This is a genomic window from Serratia sp. FDAARGOS_506 (assembly GCF_003812745.1).
Classification (GTDB): Bacteria; Pseudomonadota; Gammaproteobacteria; order Enterobacterales; family Enterobacteriaceae; genus Serratia.
Genome location: NZ_CP033831.1, coordinates 1,924,100 through 1,946,815 on the forward strand (window position 1 = coordinate 1,924,100; position 22,716 = coordinate 1,946,815).

Consider the following 22,716-nt stretch of genomic DNA (forward strand, 5'->3'; position numbering starts at 1 on the left):
CTGCTTGATGAGTGTGAAGCATTTGGCATGCGGTTAGGCCGCAAGGATACGGGTACTACTATGTACGAAGCTCTTCTGGTAATTTTCCTGCTGATCTCAATCGGGCTGGTTGCTCTGATTATGCTGCAGCAAGGTAAAGGCGCTGATATGGGAGCCTCTTTCGGAGCAGGTGCATCAGGCACATTGTTCGGTTCGAGTGGTTCCGGTAACTTTATGACCCGCATGACTGCTGTGCTGGCGACGCTGTTCTTCGTCATCAGCCTGATTCTGGGCAACCTCAGCAGCAACCAAAGCAAGAAAGGCAGCGAGTGGGAAAACCTGGGTCAGCCAGTGAAAACTGAGCAGACAACCGCGCCGGCAGCACCTGCCAAGCCGAGCAGCGATATCCCGCAGTAAGCCGCAACAAAGTTTGAAAACGGTGGTTGTGAACTCGAAAGAACAACGGCCGTTAGCAGTAAGAATCAGTACCGAGGTGGTGGAATTGGTAGACACGCTACCTTGAGGTGGTAGTGCCCTAACGGGCTTGTGGGTTCGAGTCCCATCCTCGGTACCAAATCCCAGAGATAACTTGCAATTTTGCAATTATCGGCGTAGTATTTGCCACGTTTTCGGACGCGGGGTGGAGCAGCCTGGTAGCTCGTCGGGCTCATAACCCGAAGGTCGTCGGTTCAAATCCGGCCCCCGCAACCACTTTCCTTTAAGTGTTTATTTTCAAATACACTTTTCGATTGAAACCCGCTTTTCTCGATCAACATTTGAAAATGACACTTGCTCGAAAGTTGTACCGAGGCCGCCTAGCGGCAAACAGGGTCCAGTTGCATAAAGCCCCGATTTTTCGGGGTTTTTTGTTATTTGGCAACAGAATCACTGGGCTATTTAGCCCTTTTTTTATGTCTTGGGGGTGGGCTTGTCCACATTAGAGCAACAGTTAACAGAGATGCTTTCGGCACCGGTAGAAGCGTTGGGCTTTGAGCTTGTAGGCATCGAATTCATTCGTGCGCGCCAATCGACGCTCCGCATCTATATTGATAGTGATAACGGCATCAATGTTGATGATTGCGCTGATGTCAGCCACCAGGTCAGCGCTGTATTGGACGTCGAAGATCCAATCACGGTCGCTTACAACTTGGAAGTCTCCTCTCCTGGCCTTGATCGCCCGATGTTCACCGCAGAGCACTATACGCGTTTCCTCGGTGAAGAAGTCAGCCTGGTCCTGCGCATGGCGGTACAGAACCGTCGCAAGTGGCAGGGTATTATCAAGTCTGTCGAAGGCGAGATGATCACGGTTACTGTGGAAGGGAAAGATGAAGTGTTCGCGCTGAGCAACATCCAGAAAGCGAACCTGGTACCCCACTTTTAAAGTTTGGAAGAGGCAACTAGGATGAACAAAGAGATTCTGGCTGTTGTTGAAGCAGTTTCCAATGAAAAATCCCTTCCGCGCGAGAAGATTTTCGAAGCGCTGGAAACTGCATTAGCCACCGCAACCAAGAAAAAATATGAGCAGGAAATCGACGTGCGCGTCAGCATTGACCGCAGAACCGGCGATTTCGATACCTTCCGCCGTTGGGTCGCCGTAGACGAAGTGACTCAGCCAACGCGTGAAATCACGCTGGAAGCCGCTCAGTTTGAAGATCCGAGCATCGAGCTCGGCGGATACGTCGAAGATCAGATCGAATCCGTGACCTTCGACCGTATCACCACCCAAACCGCCAAGCAGGTTATCGTGCAGAAAGTGCGCGAAGCCGAGCGTGCGATGGTGGTTGACGCTTTCCGTGAGCACGAAGGTGAGATCGTCACCGGCGTGGTGAAGAAAGTGAACCGTGACAGCATCGCGCTGGATCTGGGCAACAATGCCGAAGCGGTGATTGGCCGTGAAGACATGCTGCCGCGCGAAAACTTCCGTCCGGGCGACCGCATTCGCGGCGTACTATACGCCGTGCGTCCTGAAGCTCGCGGTGCGCAGCTGTTCGTCAGCCGTTCCAGTTCGGAAATGCTGAAAGAACTGTTCCGCATCGAAGTGCCGGAAATCGGCGAAGAAGTGATCGAGATTAAAGCGGCAGCCCGCGATCCTGGCTCCCGCGCGAAAATTGCAGTGAAAACCAACGACAAGCGCATCGATCCGGTCGGCGCCTGCGTAGGTATGCGCGGTGCGCGCGTTCAGGCCGTGTCGAGCGAGCTCGGCGGCGAACGTATCGACATCATCCTGTGGGATGACAACCCAGCGCAATTCGTCATCAACGCCATGGCGCCGGCCGACGTCGCGTCGATCGTGGTAGACGAAGATAACTGCACCATGGATATCGCCGTTGAAGCCAGCAACCTGGCGCAGGCGATCGGCCGTAACGGCCAAAACGTGCGTTTGGCTTCCCAGCTGCTGAAACAACACCGCGGCGACGATCGTTGGGAACTGAACGTGATGACGGCGGACGACCTGCAGGCCAAGCACCAGGCCGAGGCTCATGCCGCTATTGATACCTTCACCAAGTATCTTGATATCGACGAAGATTTCGCCACCGTACTGGTTGAAGAAGGCTTCTCCACGCTGGAAGAGCTGGCCTACGTGCCGATCAAAGAGCTGTTGGAAATCGACGGTCTGGATGAAGATACGGTTGAAGCATTGCGCGAACGCGCCAAAGCTGCATTGACCACGCTGGCCCTGGCACAAGAAGAAAGCCTGGGCGACAACAAACCGGCCGACGATTTGCTCAACCTGCCGGGTCTTGAGCGCAGCATGGCCTTTAAATTGGCCGCGCGTGGGGTTTGTACGCTGGAAGATCTTGCCGAGCAGGGTGTTGACGATCTGGCTGATATTGAAGGGCTTAGCGACGAGCAAGCCGGTGAGCTGATCATGGCTGCACGCAATATCTGTTGGTTTGGCGACAACGCGTAATAACTGTAGCAGGAAGGAACAGCATGACGACAGATGTAACCGTAAAATCGCTGGCAGCAGAGATTCAGACTCCGGTTGATCGCCTGGTACAGCAGTTTGCTGATGCAGGGATCAACAAGTCCGAGTCGGACTCTGTTACCCAGCAAGAAAAAGAAACATTGCTGGCGCACCTGAACCGTGAACACGGCAGCGCGCCGGGTAAACTCACTTTGCAGCGCAAAACGCGCAGCACCTTGAATATCCCGAGCACCGGCGGTAAAAGTAAATCGGTGCAAATTGAGGTCCGCAAGAAACGCACTTATGTAAATCGCGATACGCAGGAAGCCCAGTTGGCTGAAGCGGCAGAGCAGGCACAGCGTGAAGCGGAAGAGCAGGCACGGCGCGAAGCGGAAGAGCTCGCAAAACGCGAAGCGGAAGCGAAGCGCGCTGCCGAAGAGCAAGCCAAACGTGAGGCCGCGGAGATTGCTAAGCGTAATTCAGCGGAAAAAGAAAAAGTGACCAATCAACATACCGACGAAATGACCAAGCCAGCTCAGGCGGAAAAAGCACGCCGTGAAGCCGAAGCCGCTGAACTGAAACGCAAAGCGGAAGAGGAAGTGCGCCGCAAGGTTGAAGAGGAAGCCAAGCGCGTGGCGGAAGAAGCCCGTCGCATGGCCGAAGAGAACGGCGAGAAGTGGGCCGAAGCCGACGCGGCAAGCGCCGCGGTTGAAAGTGCCGACTATCACGTGACCACCTCTCAGCACGCCCGTGCCGCAGAAGACGAGAACGACGCCAAGGTTGAAGGCGATCGTCGCAGCCGCACCCGCGGCGGCAAAGCCACCAAGCAGAAGAAAGGCAACAAGCTGTCCGAGTCCAAAGCGGACCGCGAAGAAGCGCGTGCCGTTACCCGTGGCGGTAAAGGCAAACGCAAGCCTAGCGCTCTGCAGCAGGGCTTCAACAAGCCGGCGCAGGTGGTTAACCGTGACGTAGTGATCGGCGAAACCATCACCGTGGCCGAGCTGGCCAACAAGATGGCGGTAAAAGGTTCTCAGGTCATCAAAGTGATGATGAAGCTGGGCGCCATGGCCACCATCAACCAGGTTATCGACCAGGAAACCGCACAGCTGGTTGCCGAAGAGATGGGCCACAAAGTTATCCTGCGTCGTGAAAACGAGCTGGAAGAAGCGCTGATGAGCGACCGTGATACGGGCGCTGCGGCCGAGCCGCGTGCGCCGGTCGTGACCATCATGGGTCACGTTGACCACGGTAAAACCTCTCTGCTGGACTACATCCGCTCCACCAAAGTGGCGGCGGGCGAAGCCGGCGGCATTACCCAGCACATCGGTGCCTACCACGTAGAAACCGAGAACGGCATGATCACTTTCCTGGATACCCCAGGCCACGCCGCGTTTACCTCGATGCGTGCTCGCGGTGCTCAGGCGACTGACATCGTGGTTCTGGTGGTGGCAGCCGACGACGGCGTGATGCCACAGACCATCGAAGCTATCCAGCACGCGAAAGCGGCGCAGGTGCCGTTGGTGGTTGCGGTGAACAAAATCGACAAGCCGGAAGCCGATCCGGACCGCGTTAAGCAGGAGCTGTCTCAGTATGGCGTTATGCCGGAAGAGTGGGGCGGCGAAGCGCAGTTCGTCCATGTGTCCGCAAAAGCCGGTACCGGTATCGACGAGCTGCTGCAGGCTATCCTGCTGCAGGCCGAAGTACTGGAACTGAAAGCGGTTCGCAGCGGCATGGCGAGCGGCGTGGTGATCGAGTCCTTCCTGGATAAAGGCCGTGGCCCGGTTGCCACCGTGCTGGTTCAGGAAGGTACGCTGAACAAGGGCGACATCGTCCTGTGCGGCTTCGAATACGGCCGTGTGCGTGCGATGCGCGACGAGCTGGGCCGTGAAGTGACCTCCGCCGGTCCGTCTATCCCTGTGGAAATCCTGGGTCTGTCCAGCGTGCCTGCAGCGGGTGACGAAGCGACCGTGGTGCGTGACGAGAAGAAAGCGCGTGAAGTGGCGCTGTACCGTCAGGGCAAATTCCGCGAAGTCAAACTGGCGCGTCAGCAGAAGTCCAAGCTGGAAAACATGTTCGCCAACATGACCGACGGCGAAGTGTCCGAGCTGAACATCGTACTGAAGTCCGACGTACAGGGTTCTTGCGAAGCGATTAGCGACTCGCTGCTGAAACTCTCCACCGACGAAGTGAAGGTGAAGATTGTCGGCTCCGGCGTAGGTGGGATCACCGAAACCGACGCGACGCTGGCTGCGGCTTCCAACGCCATCATCCTGGGCTTCAACGTGCGTGCCGACGCTTCTGCGCGCCGCGTGATCGAAGCGGAAAGCCTGGATCTGCGTTACTACTCCGTGATCTATAACCTGATCGACGAAGTGAAGCAGGCGATGAGCGGTATGCTGGCGCCGGAATACAAGCAGCAGATCATCGGCCTGGCCGAAGTGCGTGACGTGTTCAAATCGCCTAAGTTCGGCGCTATCGCCGGCTGTATGGTTACCGAAGGGACCATCAAGCGTCACAACCCAATCCGCGTACTGCGCGACAACGTGGTTATCTATGAAGGCGAGCTGGAATCCCTGCGTCGCTTCAAAGATGACGTTAACGAAGTCCGTAACGGCATGGAATGTGGTATCGGCGTTAAGAACTATAACGACGTGCGCGTCGGCGACATGATCGAAGTGTTCGAAATCATTGAGATCCAACGCACCATCGCTTAACGATTGCACATCTGCTTATATCTGTTTACGGGGGGCCTTTGTGCCCCCCGATTTGTCTGGAGAATCCAAAATGGCAAAAGAATTCAGCCGCGGTCAACGCGTGGCGCAAGAGATGCAGAAAGAGATTGCGATCATTCTGCAGCGTGAAGTGAAAGATCCGCGCGTCGGCATGGCGACCGTTTCCGGTGTGGAAGTGTCCCGTGACCTGGCGTATGCCAAGGTTTACGTCACCTTCCTGAACGTGCTGACCGAGAACCACGATCCGGATCTGGTCACCAACGGCATTAAAGCGTTGCAGGACGCTTCCGGCTACATCCGCACCCTGCTGGGCAAAGCGATGCGCCTGCGCGTGGTGCCGGAGCTGACCTTCGCCTACGACAACTCCCTGGTGGAAGGCATGCGCATGTCCAACCTGGTGACCAACGTGGTGAAGAACGACGCCGAGCGTCGTTCCGCCTCAGGCGATGACAAGGAGGATTAATGAGTCGCCCTCGTCGCCGCGGCCGTGATATCCACGGCGTGCTGTTGCTGGACAAGCCGCAGGGCTTGTCGTCCAACGATGCGCTGCAAAAAGTAAAACGCCTGTACAACGCGAACCGGGCGGGCCATACCGGCGCGCTCGATCCGTTGGCGACCGGCATGCTGCCTATCTGCCTGGGCGAAGCGACCAAATTTTCGCAGTACCTGCTCGATTCCGATAAACGCTATCGGGTGATCGCCAAGCTGGGGCAGCGTACCGATACCTCCGACGCCGACGGTCAGATCGTGCAGGAGCGCCCGGTGAACTTCACCCAGGCGCAGCTCGACGCGGCGCTGGACACTTTCCGCGGTGATATCCAGCAGGTGCCGTCGATGTATTCGGCGCTGAAATACCAGGGCAAGAAACTCTACGAGTATGCGCGCCAGGGGATTGAAGTGCCGCGCGAAGCGCGCAGCATCACGGTGTACGAGCTGCAGTTTATCCGCTGGGAAGGGGATGAGCTGGAGCTGGAGATCCACTGCTCGAAAGGCACCTACATCCGCACCATCACCGACGATCTCGGCGAGCTGCTGGGCTGCGGCGCGCACGTGATCTATCTGCGCCGCCTGCAGGTGGCGACCTATCCGATCGCGCGCATGGTGACGCTGGAACAGCTGAACGCCTTGCTGGCGCAGGCGCAGGAACAAGCGATCGCCCCCGGCGAGCTGCTCGATCCGCTGCTGATGCCGATGGACAGCCCGGTTGAGAACTATCCGGAAGTGAATTTGCTGCCGGTGGTGGCGGGCTACGTCAAGCAGGGGCAACCGGTGCAAGTGGCCGGCGCGCCGGCTTCCGGCATGGTGCGCATCACCGAGGGTGAAGAGCGAAAATTCATCGGCGTTGGCGACATCGCCGAAGATGGTCGCGTGGCGCCGCGCCGCCTGGTGGTCGAGCATTTCGACTGACGGCGGGGCACTGCGTCGCCTTGCGATCGCACTGCGCTAAGAGTAGAATGGCGCAGCTTATGCATTGGGTTGCTGAATTAGAGATCGGCGCCTGTTTTTATTATCTATAATCTGGAGTATTACAATGTCTCTAAGTGTTGAAGCTAAAGCTCAAATCGTAGCTGATTTCGGTCGTGGTACTAACGACAGCGGTTCTACCGAAGTTCAGGTTGCCCTGCTGACTGCGCAGATCAACCATCTGCAAGGCCACTTCTCTGAGCACAAAAAAGATCACCACAGCCGTCGTGGTCTGCTGCGTATGGTTTCTCAGCGTCGTAAGCTGCTGGACTACCTGAAGCGTAAAGATGTAGCACGTTACACCAGCCTGATCGAGCGTCTGGGTCTGCGTCGCTAATCTAGCAAGTTTCAGTGGAAAGGGGCCTATTTTGGCCCCTTTCTTCTAGGAAGCATAAGCAAATCAGGTTAATGTATTACTGATGTTTCCAAACAGGTTCTTCCGTTACAGAGGTTCGCGCGGCTAATGAGAGGCTTTATCTCCCGCCTGAGATAAGGATTGTCATTAGTCGCGAGGATGTAGTGAGAAGGCAAATCGAGTCACAGGCGTGTCGAGTCGTCAATGCGATTGCGCGCCGCTAATCAAGGATATAATTTTGCTGACACCGATCATTCGCAAATTCCAGTATGGCCAGCATACCGTCACCATCGAAACCGGTATGATGGCGCGTCAGGCCACCGCCGCCGTTATGGTGAGCATGGATGACACCGCCGTATTCGTTACCGTCGTTGGCCAGAAAAAAGCCAAGCCGGGCCAGAGTTTCTTCCCGCTGACCGTTAACTACCAAGAGCGTACCTACGCCGCCGGCCGTATCCCGGGCAGCTTCTTCCGTCGCGAAGGCCGTCCGAGCGAAGGCGAGACGCTGACTTCCCGTCTGATCGACCGTCCGATCCGTCCACTGTTCCCGGACAGCTTCCTGAACGAAGTTCAGGTGATCGCGACCGTGGTTTCCGTTAACCCGCAGGTGAACCCGGACATCGTTGCGATGATCGGCGCTTCCGCAGCCCTGAGCCTGTCCGGTATTCCGTTCAACGGCCCAATCGGCGCAGCGCGCGTAGGTTACATCAACGACCAGTACGTGCTGAACCCGACGACTGACGAACTGAAAGAAAGCCGTCTGGATCTGGTGGTTGCCGGTACCGCGGGTGCGGTGCTGATGGTTGAATCCGAAGCGGACGTGCTGAGCGAAGACCAGATGCTGGGCGCCGTGGTATTCGGCCACGACCAGCAGCAAGTGGTTATCGAAAACATCAATGCGCTGGTTGCTGAAGCCGGCAAACCGAAGTGGGATTGGCAGGCGCCTGCGGTCAACGAAGCGCTGCACGCGCGCGTGGCTGAACTGGCCGAAGCTCGCCTGGGCGACGCTTACCACATCACCGAGAAACAAGAGCGTTACGCTCAGGTAGACGCGATCAAAGACAGCGTTGTTGAAACCCTGCTGGCGCAGGACGAGACTCTGGATGCCTCTGAAATTCAAGACATCCTGGGCAACGTTGAGAAAAACGTCGTGCGCAGCCGCGTACTGCGTGGCGAGCCGCGTATCGACGGCCGTGAAAAAGACATGATCCGTGGCCTGGACGTGCGCACCGGCGTACTGCCGCGTACCCACGGTTCCGCGCTGTTCACCCGTGGTGAAACTCAGGCGCTGGTTACCGCGACCCTGGGCACCGCGCGCGATGCGCAGAACCTGGACGAGCTGATGGGCGAGAAGACCGACAGCTTCCTGTTCCACTACAACTTCCCTCCATACTCCGTGGGCGAAACCGGCATGGTCGGTTCACCTAAGCGTCGTGAAATCGGTCACGGTCGCCTGGCAAAACGCGGCGTATTGGCTATGATGCCTAAACCGGAAGATTTCCCGTACACGGTGCGTGTGGTTTCTGAAATCACCGAATCCAACGGTTCTTCTTCGATGGCCTCCGTGTGCGGCGCATCTCTGGCGCTGATGGACGCCGGTGTGCCAATCAAAGCCGCCGTTGCGGGTATCGCGATGGGCCTGGTGAAAGAAGCCGATAACTTTGTCGTTCTGTCTGACATTCTGGGTGACGAAGATCACCTGGGCGACATGGACTTCAAAGTGGCCGGTAGCCGCGACGGTATCACCGCGCTGCAGATGGACATCAAAATCGAAGGCATCACCCGCGAAATCATGCAGGTGGCTCTGAACCAGGCCAAGGGCGCGCGTCTGCACATCCTGGGCGTGATGGAACAGGCTATCAGCACCCCGCGCGGCGATATCTCCGAATTCGCACCGCGTATTCATACTATCCGCATCAACCCGGATAAGATTAAAGACGTGATCGGTAAGGGCGGTTCCGTTATCCGCGCGCTGACCGAAGAGACTGGCACTACCATCGAAATCGAAGATGATGGTACAGTTAAAATCGCTGCGACCGACGGTGAGAAGGCGAAATTCGCTATCCGTCGTATCGAAGAGATCACGGCAGAGATCGAAGTGGGCCGTATCTACCAGGGTAAAGTGACCCGTATCGTTGATTTCGGCGCGTTCGTCGCCATCGGCGGTGGTAAAGAAGGTCTGGTACACATTTCTCAGATCGCCGACAAGCGCGTCGAGAAAGTGACCGACTATCTGCAGATGGGTCAGGAAGTGCCGGTTAAGGTACTGGAAGTTGACCGTCAGGGCCGCGTGCGTCTGAGCATCAAAGAAGCGATGGCGCCGGAAGCGGGTTCACCTGCGCCTGAAGCAGAATAACTGTATAGATAGTTTTACAGCTCCCCGCCATGGGGTTGGGAGCTGTTCGTATCGCGCGGGTAGGATGCCCGCGTATTAGCAAACGGAGGACAGGACGTTCATCCAATGTTTGTCTTCGGGAGTGGGAAATGAAGCCTTTCTTGCGCTGGTGTTACGTTGCGACAGCACTCATGCTGGCAGGATGCAGCAACCATGATTGGCGTAAAGACGAAGTTTTGGCAATCCCGTTGCAGCCAACGTTGCAGCAGGAAGTGATCCTGGCGCGCATGGAACAAATTCTTGCCAGCCGGGCACTGACGGACGACGAACGCGCACAGCTTTTATATGAGCGCGGTGTGCTGTATGATAGCCTCGGGTTACGTGCATTAGCGCGCAATGATTTCTCGCAGGCGCTGGCGATACGTCCCGACATGCCGGAAGTTTTCAACTACCTGGGCATTTACTTAACGCAGGCAGGCAATTTTGATGCTGCCTATGAAGCGTTTGATTCTGTACTAGAGCTTGATCCAACTTACAATTACGCGCGTTTAAACCGGGGCATCGCACTGTATTATGGCGGCCGCTTCCCGTTGGCGCAGGATGATCTGCAGGCGTTTTATCAAGACGACCCAAACGATCCCTTCCGTTCGTTATGGCTGTATCTGGTGGAGCGAGAAATCGATCCCAAGAAGGCCGAGGTAGCGCTTCAGCAGCGCTATGACAAAGCGGACAGAGGGCAATGGGGATGGAATATTGTCGAATTCTACCTGGGCAAGATCAGCGAAAAAACGCTGATGGAACGCCTCAAGGCAGATGCAACGGATAACACTTCGCTCGCTGAGCATCTCAGTGAAACTGACTTCTATTTGGGTAAACACTACCTGAGTCTGGGGGACAAGGACACCGCTTCGGCGCTGTTCAAACTGACGGTGTCTAACAACGTTCACAACTTCGTTGAGCACCGCTATGCATTGTTGGAATTGGCGCTTTTGGGCCAAGAGCAAGACGACCTATCGGAATCGGACCAGCAATAGCTGACGAACACCTCTACCCAATAGATTTTAAGTTGCGGCAAGGCGGCAATCGAACGAATCCCTGGGAGCTTAGTTCACTAAGTGACGAGGGTGAGGGAGAGCAGCCAACGCAGCGGCAGCTTGAAAGATGAAGGGTAATCAGCCTGATGAACATTGGTTTTACACCAAAGTTATCGCCTTCACGGGCGAGGGCTTTTTTGTTCGTTTTATAATCTAATTTGAGCCGGTTCACACTTTTCAATGAAAATGACTGAAAATTTTCTCGACGAGTTATGTAGACTGGCTGCCATTATTAATGAGGCACGTGTACATGACGACTGAGTTTGAAACCTCTTTTGCTGATCTGGGGCTGTCTGCTCCAATCATTTCCGCCCTGAACGATCTGGGCTATGAAAAACCATCTCCGATCCAGGCTGAGTGTATTCCTCACCTGTTGAACGGCCGCGACGTGCTGGGTATGGCACAGACCGGTAGTGGTAAAACTGCAGCGTTCTCGCTGCCGCTGCTGCACAACCTGCAGGCAGACCTGAAAGCACCTCAGATCCTGGTGCTGGCACCGACCCGCGAACTGGCGGTTCAGGTTGCTGAAGCGATGACCGATTTCTCCAAACACATGAACGGCGTCAACGTGGTAGCCCTGTACGGCGGCCAGCGTTACGACGTGCAGCTGCGCGCTCTGCGCCAGGGCCCGCAAATCGTTGTGGGTACCCCAGGCCGCCTGCTGGACCACCTGAAGCGCGGCACCCTGAACCTCTCTAACCTGAGCGGTCTGGTGTTGGATGAAGCCGACGAAATGCTGCGCATGGGCTTTATCGAAGACGTAGAAACCATCATGGCTGAGATCCCGGCTGAACATCAGACCGCGCTGTTCTCCGCCACCATGCCGGAAGCGATCCGTCGCATCACCCGCCGCTTCATGAAAGAGCCGCAGGAAGTGCGCATCCAATCCAGCGTGACCACCCGTCCGGACATCAGCCAGAGCTACTGGTCGGTGTACGGCATGCGTAAAAACGAAGCGCTGGTGCGTTTCCTGGAAGCGGAAGACTTTGACGCGGCGATCATCTTCGTGCGTACCAAGAACGCGACCCTGGAAGTGGCCGAAGCGCTGGAGCGCAGCGGTTACAGCAGCGCCGCGCTGAACGGCGACATGAACCAGGCGTTGCGTGAGCAGACCCTGGAGCGCCTGAAAGACGGTCGTCTGGATATCCTGATCGCCACCGACGTTGCGGCCCGTGGCCTGGACGTTGAGCGCATCAGCCTGGTTGTCAACTACGACATCCCGATGGACTCCGAGTCTTACGTTCACCGTATCGGCCGTACCGGTCGTGCGGGCCGCGCCGGCCGCGCGCTGCTGTTCGTGGAAAACCGCGAACGCCGCCTGCTGCGCAACATTGAACGCACCATGAAGCTGACCATCCCTGAAGTGGAACTGCCGAACGCAGAACTGCTGGGCGAGCGTCGTCTGGCCAAGTTTGCCGCAAAAGTTCAGCAGCAGCTGGAAAGCAGCGATCTGGATCTGTACCGCGCACTGCTGACCAAACTGCAGCCGGAAGAAGAGCTGGATATGGAAACCCTGGCTGCAGCGCTGCTGAAAATGGCACAGGGCGAACGTCCGCTGATCCTGCCGCCGGATCCGGTCTTCAAGCCGCGTCAGCGCCGCGAGTTCAACGACCGTGACGATCGTCGTGGCGACCGTCGCGACAGCCGCGATAGCCGTGACGGCGATCGTCCGCGTCGCGAACGTCGTGACGTTGGCGAAATGCAGCTGTACCGCATCGAAGTGGGCCGTGACGATGGCGTAGAAGTGCGTCACATCGTTGGCGCTATCGCTAACGAAGGCGACATCAGCAGCCGTTACATCGGTAACATCAAGCTGTTCGCGTCCCACTCCACCATCGAGCTGCCAAAAGGCATGCCGGGCGAGATCCTGAATCACTTCACTCGCACCCGCATCCTGAACAAGCCGATGAACATGCAACTGCTGGGCGATGCGCAGCCGTTCGAACGTCGCGAGCGTCGTGACGGTGGCAACGGCGGCGAGCGTCGTGGCAACGGTCGTCCGTTCAACGGCGAACGTCGCGAAGGCGGCCCACGTCGTTCCTTCGGCGAACGTCGTGAAGGCGGCAACGGCGGCGAGCGTCGTGGCGGTAACTACAACCGCGACGGCAAACCGGCCCCACGTCGTGATGACGGCGCACCGGCAGCACCACGTCGTCGTTTCGGCGACGCGTAATCGCTGATTTGCCGTTCGCGGTGAAGCGCTCTGAAAAACCAGCCTGCGGGCTGGTTTTTTTATGCCTGAAAGTTGCCGTCAAACGTCCCTGAATGGCGTATCATTCATAAGGTTTTTTCTTACGGATGATATGCACGGGAGATGCCATGAGTTGGCAGCAGTTCAAATCTCAATACCTGGTGCGCTTTTGGGCGCCGCTGCCGGCGGTGGTCGCCGCCGGGATCCTTTCTACCTACTACTTCGGCATGACCGGCACCTTCTGGGCGGTGACCGGTGAGTTCACCCGCTGGGGCGGCCATGTGCTGCAGTGGTTCGGCCTGCACCCCGAGCAGTGGGGCTATTTCAAGGTTATCGGCCTGCAGGGCACGCCGCTGGAGCGCATCGACGGGCGCATGATCATCGGCATGTTTGCCGGCTGCATCGCCGCCGCGCTGTGGGCCAACAACATCAAGCTGCGCCAGCCGCAGCACCGCATTCGCATCGTGCAGGCGCTGCTGGGCGGCATCATCGCCGGCTTCGGTGCGCGCCTGGCGATGGGCTGCAACCTGGCGGCGTTCTTCACCGGCATTCCGCAGTTTTCGCTGCACGCCTGGTTCTTCGCGCTGGCGACCGCCGCGGGTTCGTACTTCGGCGCCAAATTCACGCTGCTGCCGATGTTCCGCATCCCGGTCAAATTACAAAAGGTGAAGGCTGCCGCGCCGCTGACGCAGAACCCTGAGCAGGCGCGCCGCCGCTTCCGGTTGGGCATGGCGGTCTTCGGCCTGGCGGTGGCCTGGTCGCTGTGGACGCTGTTCGATGCGCCGAAGCTTGGCATCGCCATGCTGTTCGGCATCGGCTTCGGTCTGCTGATCGAGCGCGCACAAATCTGCTTTACCTCGGCGTTCCGCGATCTGTGGATCACCGGCCGCACCCACATGGCGAAAGCCATCATCATCGGCATGGCGGTGAGTGCCATCGGTATTTTCAGCTATGTGCAGCTCGGCGTGGCGCCGAAGATCATGTGGGCCGGCCCGAATGCGGTGCTGGGCGGCTTGCTGTTCGGCTTCGGCATCGTGCTGGCCGGCGGTTGCGAGACCGGCTGGATGTACCGCGCGGTGGAAGGGCAGGTGCACTACTGGTGGGTTGGGCTGGGCAACATCATCGGCGCCACGCTGTTGGCCTATTACTGGGACGATCTGGCGCCGGCGCTGGCGACTGACTACGACAAGATCAACCTGCTCGACACCTTCGGCCCGATCGGTGGCCTGCTGGTGACCTACCTGCTGCTGGCGCTGGCCTTTGCCGCCATGCTGTGGTGGGAGAAACGCTTTTTCCGCGCCCGGCCTGAGGCGCAGGTGGTGAATTTGAGGAGCATGCCATGAAAGAGACCGCGATAGTGCCGGACTACCGGCTGGACATGCTGGGCGAGCCTTGCCCGTACCCGGCGGTGGCGACGCTGGAGGCGATGCCGCAGCTGAAGCCGGGGGAAATTCTGGAGGTGATCAGCGATTGCCCACAGTCGATCAACAACATTCCGCTCGACGCGCGCAACCATGGCTACAAGGTGCTGGATATCCAACAGGATGGGCCGACCATCCGCTATCTGATCCAGCGTTAACGCCGAGGCGGTGGGGTTCCCACCGCCTTTTCGCGTTTTATCCCTTCACGACGTCGCCTTTCACTCCGGCGACAATCTCGAACGAACGCAGCCGCGCCTGATGATCGAAGATCTGGCCGTTGACCATGATCTCGTCGGCATCGGTTTCACGCCGCAGCGTTTGCAGCCCGTGGCGCACGGTTTTTTCATCGCCGACGATCGACATCCGCAGCGCCTGCTCGACGCCGTATTGCTCACCGGCGGTCCACAGCGCGTGGATGTTCTCCACCGGCGGCGGCAGCGGGCCAGGCGAACCGCGGCGCAGATTGATGAACTGTTGCTGCATCGAGCTGAACAGGAAGCGCGCATCGTTATCGCTGTCGGCGGCGATCACGTTGACGCACACCATGGCGTGCGGCAGCGCCAGCTGTTTGGACGGTTTGAAGTTCTCGCGGTACAGCTGCAGCGCCTGGAACAGCATATCCGGGGCGAAGTGTGAAGCGAAGGCGAACGGCAGGCCGAGCTGCGCCGCCAACTGAGCGCTGTAGAGGCTGGAGCCGAGCAGCCAGAGCGGCACGTGCAGCCCTTGGCCGGGCACCGCCTGCACCGGTTGGCCGGGCTGCGCGTCGCAGAAATAGTTTTGCAGCTCCTGCACGTCGCGCGGGAAGGTATCCACATCGCCGGACAGGTGGCGGCGCAACGCCATCATGGTGCGCTGATCGGTGCCGGGCGCGCGGCCCAGCCCCAGATCGATGCGGCCGGGATAGAGCGATTCCAGCGTGCCGAACTGCTCGGCGATCACCAGCGGCGCATGGTTCGGCAACATCACGCCGCCGGAGCCGAGGCGAATGCTCTGGGTGCCGGCGGCCAAATAGCCCAGCAGCACCGAGGTGGCGGCGCTGCCGATGCCGGTCATGTTGTGGTGCTCGGCCAGCCAGTAACGCTGGTAGCCCCAGCGTTCGGCATGCTGCGCCAAATCCAGCGAACAGTGGAAAGCGTCGCGCGCTTTGGCCCCTTGCGGGATTGGCGATAAATCCAGTACCGACAGCGGTACGGCAGTGTTTTCAGTCATGACATCGTCCATCAAAGAGTGGATCGCTTAAAGGGCGATTGCAGGAATCTGCATACCAAAAAGCCGAAAATGATGCTTTTTAGTGTTAAAAGCATAATCCAATTTATAGTTATAAAAGAGGAGATATGTGCTTGTGATATCCTCATGAGTGCAATGGTGTTTTTTGGAGCAATTTGAGACATGGAAATGATGATCCCCGCCCGCCGCTTACCGTTCCGGGAGCCGATATAATGAAAAAAAAGACGTTGTTTACCCTGTTGCTGATGATGGTGGCGATCGCATTGGCGATCCTGTTCCGCGCGCACAATCAGGATCTGTTATTGCAGGGTGAAGTGGATGCCCCCGAAGTGATCGTCGCTTCCAAAGCGAAAGGCCGGGTGGTTGAACGCCTGATCGAACGTGGCGACGACGTGAAAAGCGGCCAGCTGATTATCCAGCTCGACAGCCCCGAACTGATGGCGCAGTTGCGCTCCGCGCAGGCGACGCGCGACGAGGCCAAGGCGCAGCTCGAACTGTCGCTGCACGGTACCCGTGAAGAAAGCATCCGCAACCTGCGCGCTAATCTGGCGCAGGCCGAGGCGCAGTACCGCAACGCGCAAAACGATTACAACCGCAACCTGAGCGTGGCAGGCAAAGGCTATATCTCGAAGTCCGAGCTGGACGCTTCGCGCCGGGCACGCGACACCGCCTTCCAGCAGGTGCAGGCGGCCAAGGCCAACCTGGATGAAGGCATCAACGGCGACCGCGTCGAGCAACGGCAACAATACGCGGCGGCGCTGCGGGCGGCGGAAGAGAACCTGCTGCAGATCCAGGCGCAGAGCGACGATCTGCAGGTGAAAGCGCCGGTGGATGGCGAAGTGGGGCCGATTCCGGCCGAAGTGGGCGAGCTGCTGAACGCCGGCAGCCCGCTGGTGACGCTGATCCGGGTGCCGGACGCCTACTTCGTGTTTAACCTGCGCGAAGACATCCTGGCCCACGTGCGCAAAGGCGACAAGGTCAAGCTGCGGGTGCCGGCGCTGAAGGACAAAATGATCGACACCGAGGTGCGCTACATCGCGCCGCTGGGGGATTACGCCACCAAACGCGCCACCCGCGCCACCGGCGACTTCGACCTGAAAACCTTCGAAGTGCGCCTGTATCCGTCACAGCCGGTGGACGGCCTGCGTCCGGGGATGAGCACCTTATGGCAATGGAAAGAGTAAGGGCCGGTTGGCGCTGCTTCAGTCACGCGTTCGACAAAGAGTGTCGCGTCGCCTTTCGCAGCCCGGTGGTGCACTGGCTGAGCTGGATCTTTCCGCTGATCCTGTTTGGGCTGATCAGTAGCAACTTCTCCGAAGGTACGCTGCTCGATCTGCCGGTCTCGGTGGTGGACAGCGATCACAGCCCGCTGTCCAAGTCGCTGACGCGGCGGTTGGACGCCGGGTCGCACGCCCACGTCGAGGCTTATGGCGGCGGGCTGCCGGAATCGCTGAACCGCCTGCGCAGCGCGCAGGATTATGCGCTGCTGTACATCCCGCCGGACTTTGAGGCCAACGTGCTGTCGGGCAAGCAGCCGAGCGTGGTGATGTACTACAACGCGCTGTTCTACGGCGCCGGGCTGTACTCCACCCAGGACTTCGGCGGCCTGATGAATGAAATCAACGCCAGCACCCGCAGCATCATCGCCACCGAGATGGGCAAATCGCTGCCGCCGCTGGCGGATGTGACGCTCTCTTACGGCAGCCTGTTCAACGCCAGCGGCAGCTATATCTATTACCAGCAGTTCGCCGCCACCATTCACCTGCTGCAGCTGTTCGTGGTGACCTGCATGATCTACGTGTTGGCGCGCAGCAAATCGCTGCTGCAGGCCAAGCCGTTCAGCCTGGCGCTGCTCGGCAAGCTGGCGCCCTACACGCTGTGTTTCACCACCCTGCTGATGGTGGAGATCGCAGCGCTGGTGGGCATTTTTGACGCCCGCGTCAGCGGCAACCCGCTGTTTATGTTGATGATAGGCCTGTTTTACGTGATGGCGGCGCAGAGCATCGGCCTGCTGCTGTACACCTTTACCGGCAGCACCATCACCGCTTACAGCCTGATTGGTATTTTGGTCAGTATCGCGATGACCTTCTCCGGCATGGCGGTGCCAGAGCTGTCGATGCCGCTGCCGGCGCGCATCATTTCCAACATCGAACCGCTGACCCACGCGCTGTACGCGATGTTCGACGTGTTCCTGCGGCAGGTGCACGCCAGTGCCATCTTCAGCGTGTGTGCGCTGCTGGCGGTCTACCCGCTGGTGGCCGCGCTGCTGGTGCGTAATCGCCTGCCGGTGCGGCTGGAAAAGGAGGGGAATGCCGGATGAAGCTCTATTGGCAAACCTTCGTTAAAGTGCTGCTCGGCATGCTCGAGCGGCCGGTATGGCTGATGCTGATCCTGTCGCTGTGCATCATGAGCATGGTGTACGCCAACCGCACGGTATGGGATCTGCCGGTGGGGGTGGTCGATCAGGATCACAGCACCGCCAGCCGCCAGCTGATCCGCCAGCTGGACGCCACCTCCAAGATCGCGATTGAAACCTACGACAGCCTGGAACAGGCGCAGCGCGATCTCAGCTGGCGCAAGCTGTTTGCGGTGATCATCATGCCGGTGGATCTGGAGAAGAAGATCCTCAGCGGGCAAAACATCGTGGTGCCGGTATACGGCGACGCCACCAACCGCCTGGCCAACGGCCAGATCCAACAGGACGTAGTGGCGGCCTATCAGCAGCTGCTGACGGAGTACAACAACGGGCTGCTGCTGCGCAGCGGCTTCAGCGAACGGCAGGCGCAGATACTGCTGACGCCGATACTGGGGCAAACGCTGGACGTGTTTAACCCCGGCATCAGCTTCGCGGCGATCATCTTCCCCGGCCTGCTGGTGATGCTGTTGCAGCACTCGCTGCTGATCGCCTGTATCCGCGTCAATATCGCCATGAAGAGTATGCCCGGCGGTAAAGCGCCGCTGGCGGCGCACCTCGGCGGGCTGACGGCGCTGCTGCCGATCTGGCTGTTCCTGTCGATCGTGCTGTTCGTGCTGTGGCCGTGGGTATTGGGCTATAGGCAGACAGCGAACATCGCCGAACTGCTGCTGCTGACTTTCCCGTTCCTGCTGGCGGTACTGGGGCTGGGCAAGCTGGTGACCGAGTGCCTGCGCAGCGTCGAGATGATCTACCTGACGTTGGCATTCATCACCACGCCGATCTTCTACCTGTCCGGCACCATCTGGCCGCTGCAGTCGATGCCGGCCTGGGTGCGCGCCATCTCGTACAGCATTCCCTCCACCTGGGGCACCAAGGCGATCGCCGGCGTCAACCAGATGGGGCTGTCGCTGAACGAAGTGTGGGGCGACGTGATGATGATGCTGGTGCTCGGCGTGGTCTACACCCTGCTGGGCTTCGGCGTCGGCTTCTTGCGCAACAGCGTGGCGCTGCGCGGGATGTTCAGGAAGCGGCGGGCGAGTTGATTAAAAACTCCCCTCCGTAAGGAGGGGAGCGAGGATCACCCCACCAACGCCAACCCCGCCACGCGGCGCCAGTAGCCGTTGCAGTCGGCGTGATTGGTCAAGGCCAGCGGCTGCTCGCCGCGTTCGTTGGCGCGGAAGGCGTCGATTTGCGCCAGCGTCTCGGCGCCCTGCGGTGATAACCGCACGATGTCTACCAGCCCCTGCATGCTCGGCAGCTCGTTACCGAGGTTGTAGCAGTAGCCGCTCATGGTCTGGATGCCGTTGAGCACGAACACCTGCTGCTGTTCCTGCGAACGCATCATGCGGCCCTGCGGATACTTGATGCAGCAGGTTTCGCACTCGTCCTTGCCGCGGTTTTCCGAGCGGGCGGTGAAGCAGCGCGCCGAATAGGCCAGCGGCAGGTGGCCGTAGCTCAGCACCTCCACCTCGAAATCGTGGCGGAAGCCCAGCTCTTCGCACTGCGTCAGCAGGTGGGCCAGCCAGTCGCGCGACAGCTCGACCGGCATGCACCAGCGCATCATGCCCTGGCGGCGCAGCAGGCGCAGGGTATAGGCGTTGTAGCAGTTCAGCGCATGGCCTGCGACGAACGGCAGACCGCGTTCCGCCGCCATGTTCACCGCGCCCAGATCGTTGGCTTCAAACAGGAACTCGCCGTTCTCCACATAGCGTTTCAGCTCATTCAGCTCGGACGGCGCCTGCAGCAGCGCCAACGTGGAGATCACCACCTGCTTGCCGCTGCGGGCGATTTCGCGCGCCAGCGCCAGCCAATCGCCGACCTTCATCTCGCGGCGCTTGGCGCAGACGCTCTCGCCGAGATAAATGATGTCGGCGCTGCTGTCCGCCGCCTGTTGATAGAACGTTGCGATGTCGTTTTTCGGCCAGTAGTAGAGTACCGGCCCCAGTGCGTATTTCATATTTCCTCCGGCTACTGCCATTTGCGGTGATAGGCGCCCAGCGTGGTCTGGGTGCCTTCGGACATCGCGCCCAGCGTCTCCATCCAGGCGGCGTCGGCACGGTAGGCGGCCGGATCGGCCTGGCAACGGTCGATCGCCTGGCGCCAGACGCGCGCCACCTGGCTGACGTAAGCCGGACTGCGCTGGCGGCCTTCGATCTTCACCGAGGCGATGTTGGCGGCCAGCAGCTCCGGCAGCAGCTCCAGCGTATTGAGGCTGGTGGGCTCTTCCAGCGCGTGGTAGCGCACGTCGTCCACCAGATAGCGGCCCTTGCACAGCGTCGGGTAACCGGCGTTTTCATGATCCTGATAGCGGTCGATCAGCACGTCGTTCAGACGCGACTCCATGCCCTGCGGGGTTTGCTGCCAGCGTACGAACCGCGCCGGTGAACAGGCGCCGACGGTGTTCGGCGACTCGCCGGTCAGGTAGGAAGAGAGATAGCAACGCCCCTCGGCCATGATGCACAGGCTGCCGAAGGCGAACACTTCCAGCGGTACCGGGCTGGTGCGCGCCAGCTGTTTCACCTGATGCATCGACAGCACGCGCGGCAGCACCACCCGGCTCACCTCGAAGTTGCGCTGGTAGAAACGGATCGCCTCTTCGTTGGTGGCGGAGGCCTGCACAGAAACGTGGCGCTCCAGCTGCGGGTAGCGCTGAGCGGCGTATTCCAGCATCGCGAGATCCGCCAGAATCAGCGCGTCGGCGCCCAGTTGGGCCGCCATATCCACCGCGCGCTGCCAGCGGGCGTAGCCGTCGGGATGGGCGAAGGTGTTGATGGCGATATGCAGTTTGCGGCCGTGACGATGCACGTAATCGACCGCTTCCTGCAGCTTTTTCTCGGTGAAGTTGAGGCCGGCGAAGTGGCGCGCGTTGGTATCGTCTTTCAGGCCGATGTAAACGGCGTCGGCGCCGTTATCCACTGCGGCCTTCAGGGCCGGCAGGTTGCCGGCGGGGCAAAGCAGCTCCATAGATTTATCCTGGCTTAGCCGTGCGCCCGGCCGGGCGCACGCTGTCTTTAAAGGTTGCCGACGGCGGTGTTCCGCCGGCAAACGCGAATCGGGGAGGCCATTTTAGGCAAAGGGGCGCACACAGGTTTTGATTTGGGGCAGCTTATGGCGTATTGATAAACATGGCGGTGAAATGCACTATTTGTTGATATAGACCGCTGAAGCCGCGCGCCAGTGTGGCAAAATAGCGGTAGTCCGTATTGAAAGGAGTGGATGACCGTGTTGGAACAACTACGAGCACGCCTTGTGCGCCAGGGGCCGTCGCTGCTGCGCATCCCGCTGAAATTCACGCCGTTCGTTCTGCAGCGTCAGTTGCTGCAACAGGTGCTGAGCTGGCAGTTTCGCCAGGCGTTGGCGGATGGCGATCTGGAATTTCTCGAATCGCGCTGGTTGAAGATCGAAGTTCGCGATCTGGCGCTACAATGGTTTATGACGGTAGAAAACGACAAACTGGTGGTCAGCCAGCACGCCGAAGCGGACGTCAGCTTCAGCGGCGATGCCAACGATCTGATCCTGATCGCGGCGCGCAAGCAAGATCCGGATACGCTGTTCTTTCAGCGTCGGCTGCAGATTGAAGGGGATACCGAATTGGGCCTGTATGTGAAAAATTTGATGGACGCCATCGAGCTGGAAAGCATGCCTGCGCCGCTGCGCATGGGGCTGTTGCAGTTGGCTGATTTTGTCGAAGCAGGGTTGCAGGAGGGCACGGCGTCGGCTTCCCGTGTGCCGGTATCATGCTGATCCGCGTAGAGATCCCGGTAGACGCGGCGGGCATCGACGCCTTGCTGCGCCGCGCCTTTGGCCGCGACGACGAAGCCGATCTGGTGCAGCAGCTGCGCGAAGACGGCCTGCTGACGCTGGGTGTGGTCGCCACTGACGACGAAGGCGGGGTAGTGGGTTACGCCGCGTTCAGCCCGGTAGACGTGGCTGGCGAAGACCGCCAATGGGTGGCGCTGGCGCCGCTGGCGGTAGATGAAAGCCTGCGCCGCCAGGGGCTGGCTGAAAAGCTGGTGTACGAAGGCTTGGATTCGCTGAACGAATTCAGCTACGCCGCGGTGGTGGTGCTGGGCGAGCCGGCCTACTACGGCCGCTTCGGCTTTAAACCGGCCGCCGCCTATGGCCTGCACTGCCGCTGGCCGGACACGGAAAGCGCGTTCCAGGTCTACCCGCTGGCGGAAGACGCCCTGAATGGCGTCAGCGGCGAAGTGGCTTTTTCGGCGCCGTTTAATCGCTTTTAACGACGACGGGTAATAGATACTCCAACGACAGCGGCGGGTGACTCACCAGCCGCTCTTTTTGTATTTTGCTCAGCTGTTTGACGCGGTATTCCAGCTTCAGCGCCGTTGAGCGATCCCCCACCTGGCAGTGAAACGCCAGCGTCAATTCCCCTTTGCCGCGCAGCGCCTTGGCGCCTTTGCCGGCCTGATGCTGCGCCAGGCGGCGCGCCACGTCGGTGGTGATTCCGGTATACAGCATGCCGCTCGGTAAACGCAGCATGTAGAGGTGCCAGAGAGTGGGGGAAGTGTCGGTCATCGTACGCCGTTTCGGTGGCCAGGGTCGGCGTATGATGGCATGTTCGCCATCACAATCC

General features: G+C 59.3%; 22 protein-coding genes and 2 tRNA genes. 20 read left to right on the plus strand and 4 right to left on the minus strand.

Features of this window, described 5'->3' with window-relative positions; translation table 11 throughout:
- The first annotated feature begins 60 nt into the window (after positions 1–60).
- From secG to yedF, 15 genes are all read left to right on the plus strand, one after another.
- Positions 61–396, plus strand: coding sequence for a preprotein translocase subunit SecG (secG, locus tag EGY12_RS09310; protein ID WP_004933519.1), 336 nt, complete (start codon positions 61–63; stop codon positions 394–396).
- A 70-nt stretch (positions 397–466) separates the two neighbouring features.
- Positions 467–553: transfer RNA gene (locus EGY12_RS09315), tRNA-Leu, on the plus strand.
- Positions 554–613: 60 nt separating this feature from the next.
- A tRNA-Met gene (locus EGY12_RS09320) sits at positions 614–690 on the plus strand.
- 217 nt (positions 691–907) lie between these two features.
- Positions 908–1,360 (plus strand): ribosome maturation factor RimP, encoded by a 453-nt coding sequence (gene rimP / locus EGY12_RS09325; protein WP_028127574.1) that lies wholly within the window; start codon positions 908–910, stop codon positions 1,358–1,360.
- 21 nt (positions 1,361–1,381) lie between these two features.
- A complete protein-coding gene (nusA, locus tag EGY12_RS09330; RefSeq protein ID WP_019453340.1) occupies positions 1,382–2,890 on the plus strand; it encodes a transcription termination factor NusA in 1,509 nt (502 codons plus the stop codon).
- Between the two features lie 23 nt (positions 2,891–2,913).
- A complete protein-coding gene (infB, locus tag EGY12_RS09335; RefSeq protein WP_123893218.1) occupies positions 2,914–5,601 on the plus strand; it encodes a translation initiation factor IF-2 in 2,688 nt (895 codons plus the stop codon).
- A 70-nt stretch (positions 5,602–5,671) separates the two neighbouring features.
- Positions 5,672–6,082 (plus strand): 30S ribosome-binding factor RbfA, encoded by a 411-nt coding sequence (gene rbfA / locus EGY12_RS09340; protein WP_004933508.1) that lies wholly within the window; start codon positions 5,672–5,674, stop codon positions 6,080–6,082.
- The gene (gene truB, locus EGY12_RS09345; RefSeq protein WP_004933505.1) at positions 6,082–7,026 is read left to right on the plus strand and encodes a tRNA pseudouridine(55) synthase TruB; all 945 of its coding nucleotides are present in this window, start codon (positions 6,082–6,084) and stop codon (positions 7,024–7,026) included. The genes rbfA and truB overlap by 1 nt, the downstream gene beginning before the upstream one ends.
- A 124-nt stretch (positions 7,027–7,150) precedes the next feature.
- Entirely contained in the window at positions 7,151–7,420 is a 270-nt protein-coding gene (gene rpsO, locus EGY12_RS09350; RefSeq protein WP_004933502.1) for a 30S ribosomal protein S15, read from the plus strand.
- 256 nt (positions 7,421–7,676) lie between these two features.
- Positions 7,677–9,794, plus strand: a complete 2,118-nt coding sequence (pnp, locus tag EGY12_RS09360; protein WP_047729246.1) for a polyribonucleotide nucleotidyltransferase — start codon at positions 7,677–7,679, stop codon at positions 9,792–9,794.
- Between the two features lie 128 nt (positions 9,795–9,922).
- A complete protein-coding gene (gene nlpI / locus EGY12_RS09365; protein WP_004933495.1) occupies positions 9,923–10,807 on the plus strand; it encodes a lipoprotein NlpI in 885 nt (294 codons plus the stop codon).
- A 246-nt stretch (positions 10,808–11,053) separates the two neighbouring features.
- Complete coding sequence (yrbN, locus tag EGY12_RS23555; protein WP_223182019.1) at positions 11,054–11,128, plus strand: protein YrbN; 75 nt, start codon at positions 11,054–11,056, stop codon at positions 11,126–11,128.
- The gene (locus tag EGY12_RS09375; protein WP_033641661.1) at positions 11,118–13,040 is read left to right on the plus strand and encodes a DEAD/DEAH family ATP-dependent RNA helicase; all 1,923 of its coding nucleotides are present in this window, start codon (positions 11,118–11,120) and stop codon (positions 13,038–13,040) included. Before yrbN ends, EGY12_RS09375 begins: the two co-directional genes overlap by 11 nt.
- 146 nt (positions 13,041–13,186) lie before the next feature.
- The gene (gene yedE / locus EGY12_RS09380) at positions 13,187–14,401 is read left to right on the plus strand and encodes a selenium metabolism membrane protein YedE/FdhT (RefSeq protein ID WP_123893219.1); all 1,215 of its coding nucleotides are present in this window, start codon (positions 13,187–13,189) and stop codon (positions 14,399–14,401) included.
- Positions 14,398–14,637 carry a sulfurtransferase-like selenium metabolism protein YedF gene (gene yedF, locus EGY12_RS09385; protein ID WP_123893220.1) on the plus strand — a complete coding sequence of 80 codons (240 nt, stop codon included), beginning with the start codon at positions 14,398–14,400 and terminating at the stop codon, positions 14,635–14,637. Before yedE ends, yedF begins: the two co-directional genes overlap by 4 nt.
- Before the next feature lie 37 nt (positions 14,638–14,674).
- Here yedF and EGY12_RS09390 read toward each other — a convergent pair whose 3' ends face one another.
- Positions 14,675–15,688, minus strand: coding sequence for a luciferase-like monooxygenase (locus tag EGY12_RS09390; protein WP_172962910.1), 1,014 nt, complete (start codon positions 15,686–15,688; stop codon positions 14,675–14,677).
- A gap of 230 nt (positions 15,689–15,918) precedes the next feature.
- Between EGY12_RS09390 and EGY12_RS09395 the strand changes: the two genes are divergently transcribed.
- Genes EGY12_RS09395 through EGY12_RS09405 form a run of 3 tightly spaced genes read left to right on the plus strand, consistent with a single transcriptional unit; the run spans position 15,919 to position 19,165 of the window.
- Positions 15,919–16,890 carry an HlyD family secretion protein gene (locus EGY12_RS09395; protein ID WP_049277639.1) on the plus strand — a complete coding sequence of 324 codons (972 nt, stop codon included), beginning with the start codon at positions 15,919–15,921 and terminating at the stop codon, positions 16,888–16,890.
- Complete coding sequence (locus EGY12_RS09400) at positions 16,872–18,026, plus strand: ABC transporter permease (RefSeq protein WP_123893222.1); 1,155 nt, start codon at positions 16,872–16,874, stop codon at positions 18,024–18,026. The genes EGY12_RS09395 and EGY12_RS09400 overlap by 19 nt, the downstream gene beginning before the upstream one ends.
- A complete protein-coding gene (locus EGY12_RS09405) occupies positions 18,023–19,165 on the plus strand; it encodes an ABC transporter permease (RefSeq protein ID WP_123893223.1) in 1,143 nt (380 codons plus the stop codon). The genes EGY12_RS09400 and EGY12_RS09405 overlap by 4 nt, the downstream gene beginning before the upstream one ends.
- Before the next feature lie 35 nt (positions 19,166–19,200).
- On the opposite strand, the gene EGY12_RS09410 is transcribed toward EGY12_RS09405, so the two are convergent.
- The gene (locus EGY12_RS09410) at positions 19,201–20,079 is read right to left on the minus strand and encodes a U32 family peptidase (protein WP_123893224.1); all 879 of its coding nucleotides are present in this window, start codon (positions 20,077–20,079) and stop codon (positions 19,201–19,203) included.
- Between the two features lie 11 nt (positions 20,080–20,090).
- Positions 20,091–21,086, minus strand: coding sequence for a peptidase U32 family protein (locus tag EGY12_RS09415; RefSeq protein ID WP_123893225.1), 996 nt, complete (start codon positions 21,084–21,086; stop codon positions 20,091–20,093).
- Positions 21,087–21,338: 252 nt separating this feature from the next.
- On the opposite strand from EGY12_RS09415, the gene EGY12_RS09420 reads away from it, so the two are divergent.
- Positions 21,339–21,866, plus strand: coding sequence for an SCP2 domain-containing protein (locus EGY12_RS09420; protein ID WP_172962911.1), 528 nt, complete (start codon positions 21,339–21,341; stop codon positions 21,864–21,866).
- The gene (locus EGY12_RS09425; protein ID WP_049201571.1) at positions 21,860–22,363 is read left to right on the plus strand and encodes a GNAT family N-acetyltransferase; all 504 of its coding nucleotides are present in this window, start codon (positions 21,860–21,862) and stop codon (positions 22,361–22,363) included. The genes EGY12_RS09420 and EGY12_RS09425 overlap by 7 nt, the downstream gene beginning before the upstream one ends.
- Here the strand turns inward: EGY12_RS09425 and EGY12_RS09430 are convergent.
- A complete protein-coding gene (locus EGY12_RS09430) occupies positions 22,350–22,658 on the minus strand; it encodes a GIY-YIG nuclease family protein (protein WP_148085316.1) in 309 nt (102 codons plus the stop codon). The genes EGY12_RS09425 and EGY12_RS09430 overlap by 14 nt on opposite strands.
- Between the last annotated feature and the right edge of the window lie 58 nt (positions 22,659–22,716).

Bases quoted from the DNA above. Each gene is read 5' to 3' on its own strand.
- yedF (WP_123893220.1), top strand. From the start codon at position 14,398: ATGAAAGAGACCGCGATAGTGCCGGACTACCGGCTGGACATGCTGGGC.
- infB (WP_123893218.1), top strand. From the start codon at position 2,914: ATGACGACAGATGTAACCGTAAAATCGCTGGCAGCAGAGATTCAGACT.
- nusA (WP_019453340.1), top strand. From the start codon at position 1,382: ATGAACAAAGAGATTCTGGCTGTTGTTGAAGCAGTTTCCAATGAAAAA.
- EGY12_RS09425 (WP_049201571.1), top strand. From the start codon at position 21,860: ATGCTGATCCGCGTAGAGATCCCGGTAGACGCGGCGGGCATCGACGCC.
- EGY12_RS09400 (WP_123893222.1), top strand. From the start codon at position 16,872: ATGGCAATGGAAAGAGTAAGGGCCGGTTGGCGCTGCTTCAGTCACGCG.
- EGY12_RS09410 (WP_123893224.1), bottom strand. From the start codon at position 20,079: ATGAAATACGCACTGGGGCCGGTACTCTACTACTGGCCGAAAAACGAC.
- rpsO (WP_004933502.1), top strand. From the start codon at position 7,151: ATGTCTCTAAGTGTTGAAGCTAAAGCTCAAATCGTAGCTGATTTCGGT.
- EGY12_RS09430 (WP_148085316.1), bottom strand. From the start codon at position 22,658: ATGACCGACACTTCCCCCACTCTCTGGCACCTCTACATGCTGCGTTTA.
- EGY12_RS09420 (WP_172962911.1), top strand. From the start codon at position 21,339: ATGACCGTGTTGGAACAACTACGAGCACGCCTTGTGCGCCAGGGGCCG.
- EGY12_RS09395 (WP_049277639.1), top strand. From the start codon at position 15,919: ATGAAAAAAAAGACGTTGTTTACCCTGTTGCTGATGATGGTGGCGATC.
- yedE (WP_123893219.1), top strand. From the start codon at position 13,187: ATGAGTTGGCAGCAGTTCAAATCTCAATACCTGGTGCGCTTTTGGGCG.
- EGY12_RS09375 (WP_033641661.1), top strand. From the start codon at position 11,118: ATGACGACTGAGTTTGAAACCTCTTTTGCTGATCTGGGGCTGTCTGCT.
- nlpI (WP_004933495.1), top strand. From the start codon at position 9,923: ATGAAGCCTTTCTTGCGCTGGTGTTACGTTGCGACAGCACTCATGCTG.
- EGY12_RS09415 (WP_123893225.1), bottom strand. From the start codon at position 21,086: ATGGAGCTGCTTTGCCCCGCCGGCAACCTGCCGGCCCTGAAGGCCGCA.
- secG (WP_004933519.1), top strand. From the start codon at position 61: ATGTACGAAGCTCTTCTGGTAATTTTCCTGCTGATCTCAATCGGGCTG.
- rbfA (WP_004933508.1), top strand. From the start codon at position 5,672: ATGGCAAAAGAATTCAGCCGCGGTCAACGCGTGGCGCAAGAGATGCAG.
- truB (WP_004933505.1), top strand. From the start codon at position 6,082: ATGAGTCGCCCTCGTCGCCGCGGCCGTGATATCCACGGCGTGCTGTTG.
- EGY12_RS09390 (WP_172962910.1), bottom strand. From the start codon at position 15,688: ATGACTGAAAACACTGCCGTACCGCTGTCGGTACTGGATTTATCGCCA.
- EGY12_RS09405 (WP_123893223.1), top strand. From the start codon at position 18,023: ATGAAGCTCTATTGGCAAACCTTCGTTAAAGTGCTGCTCGGCATGCTC.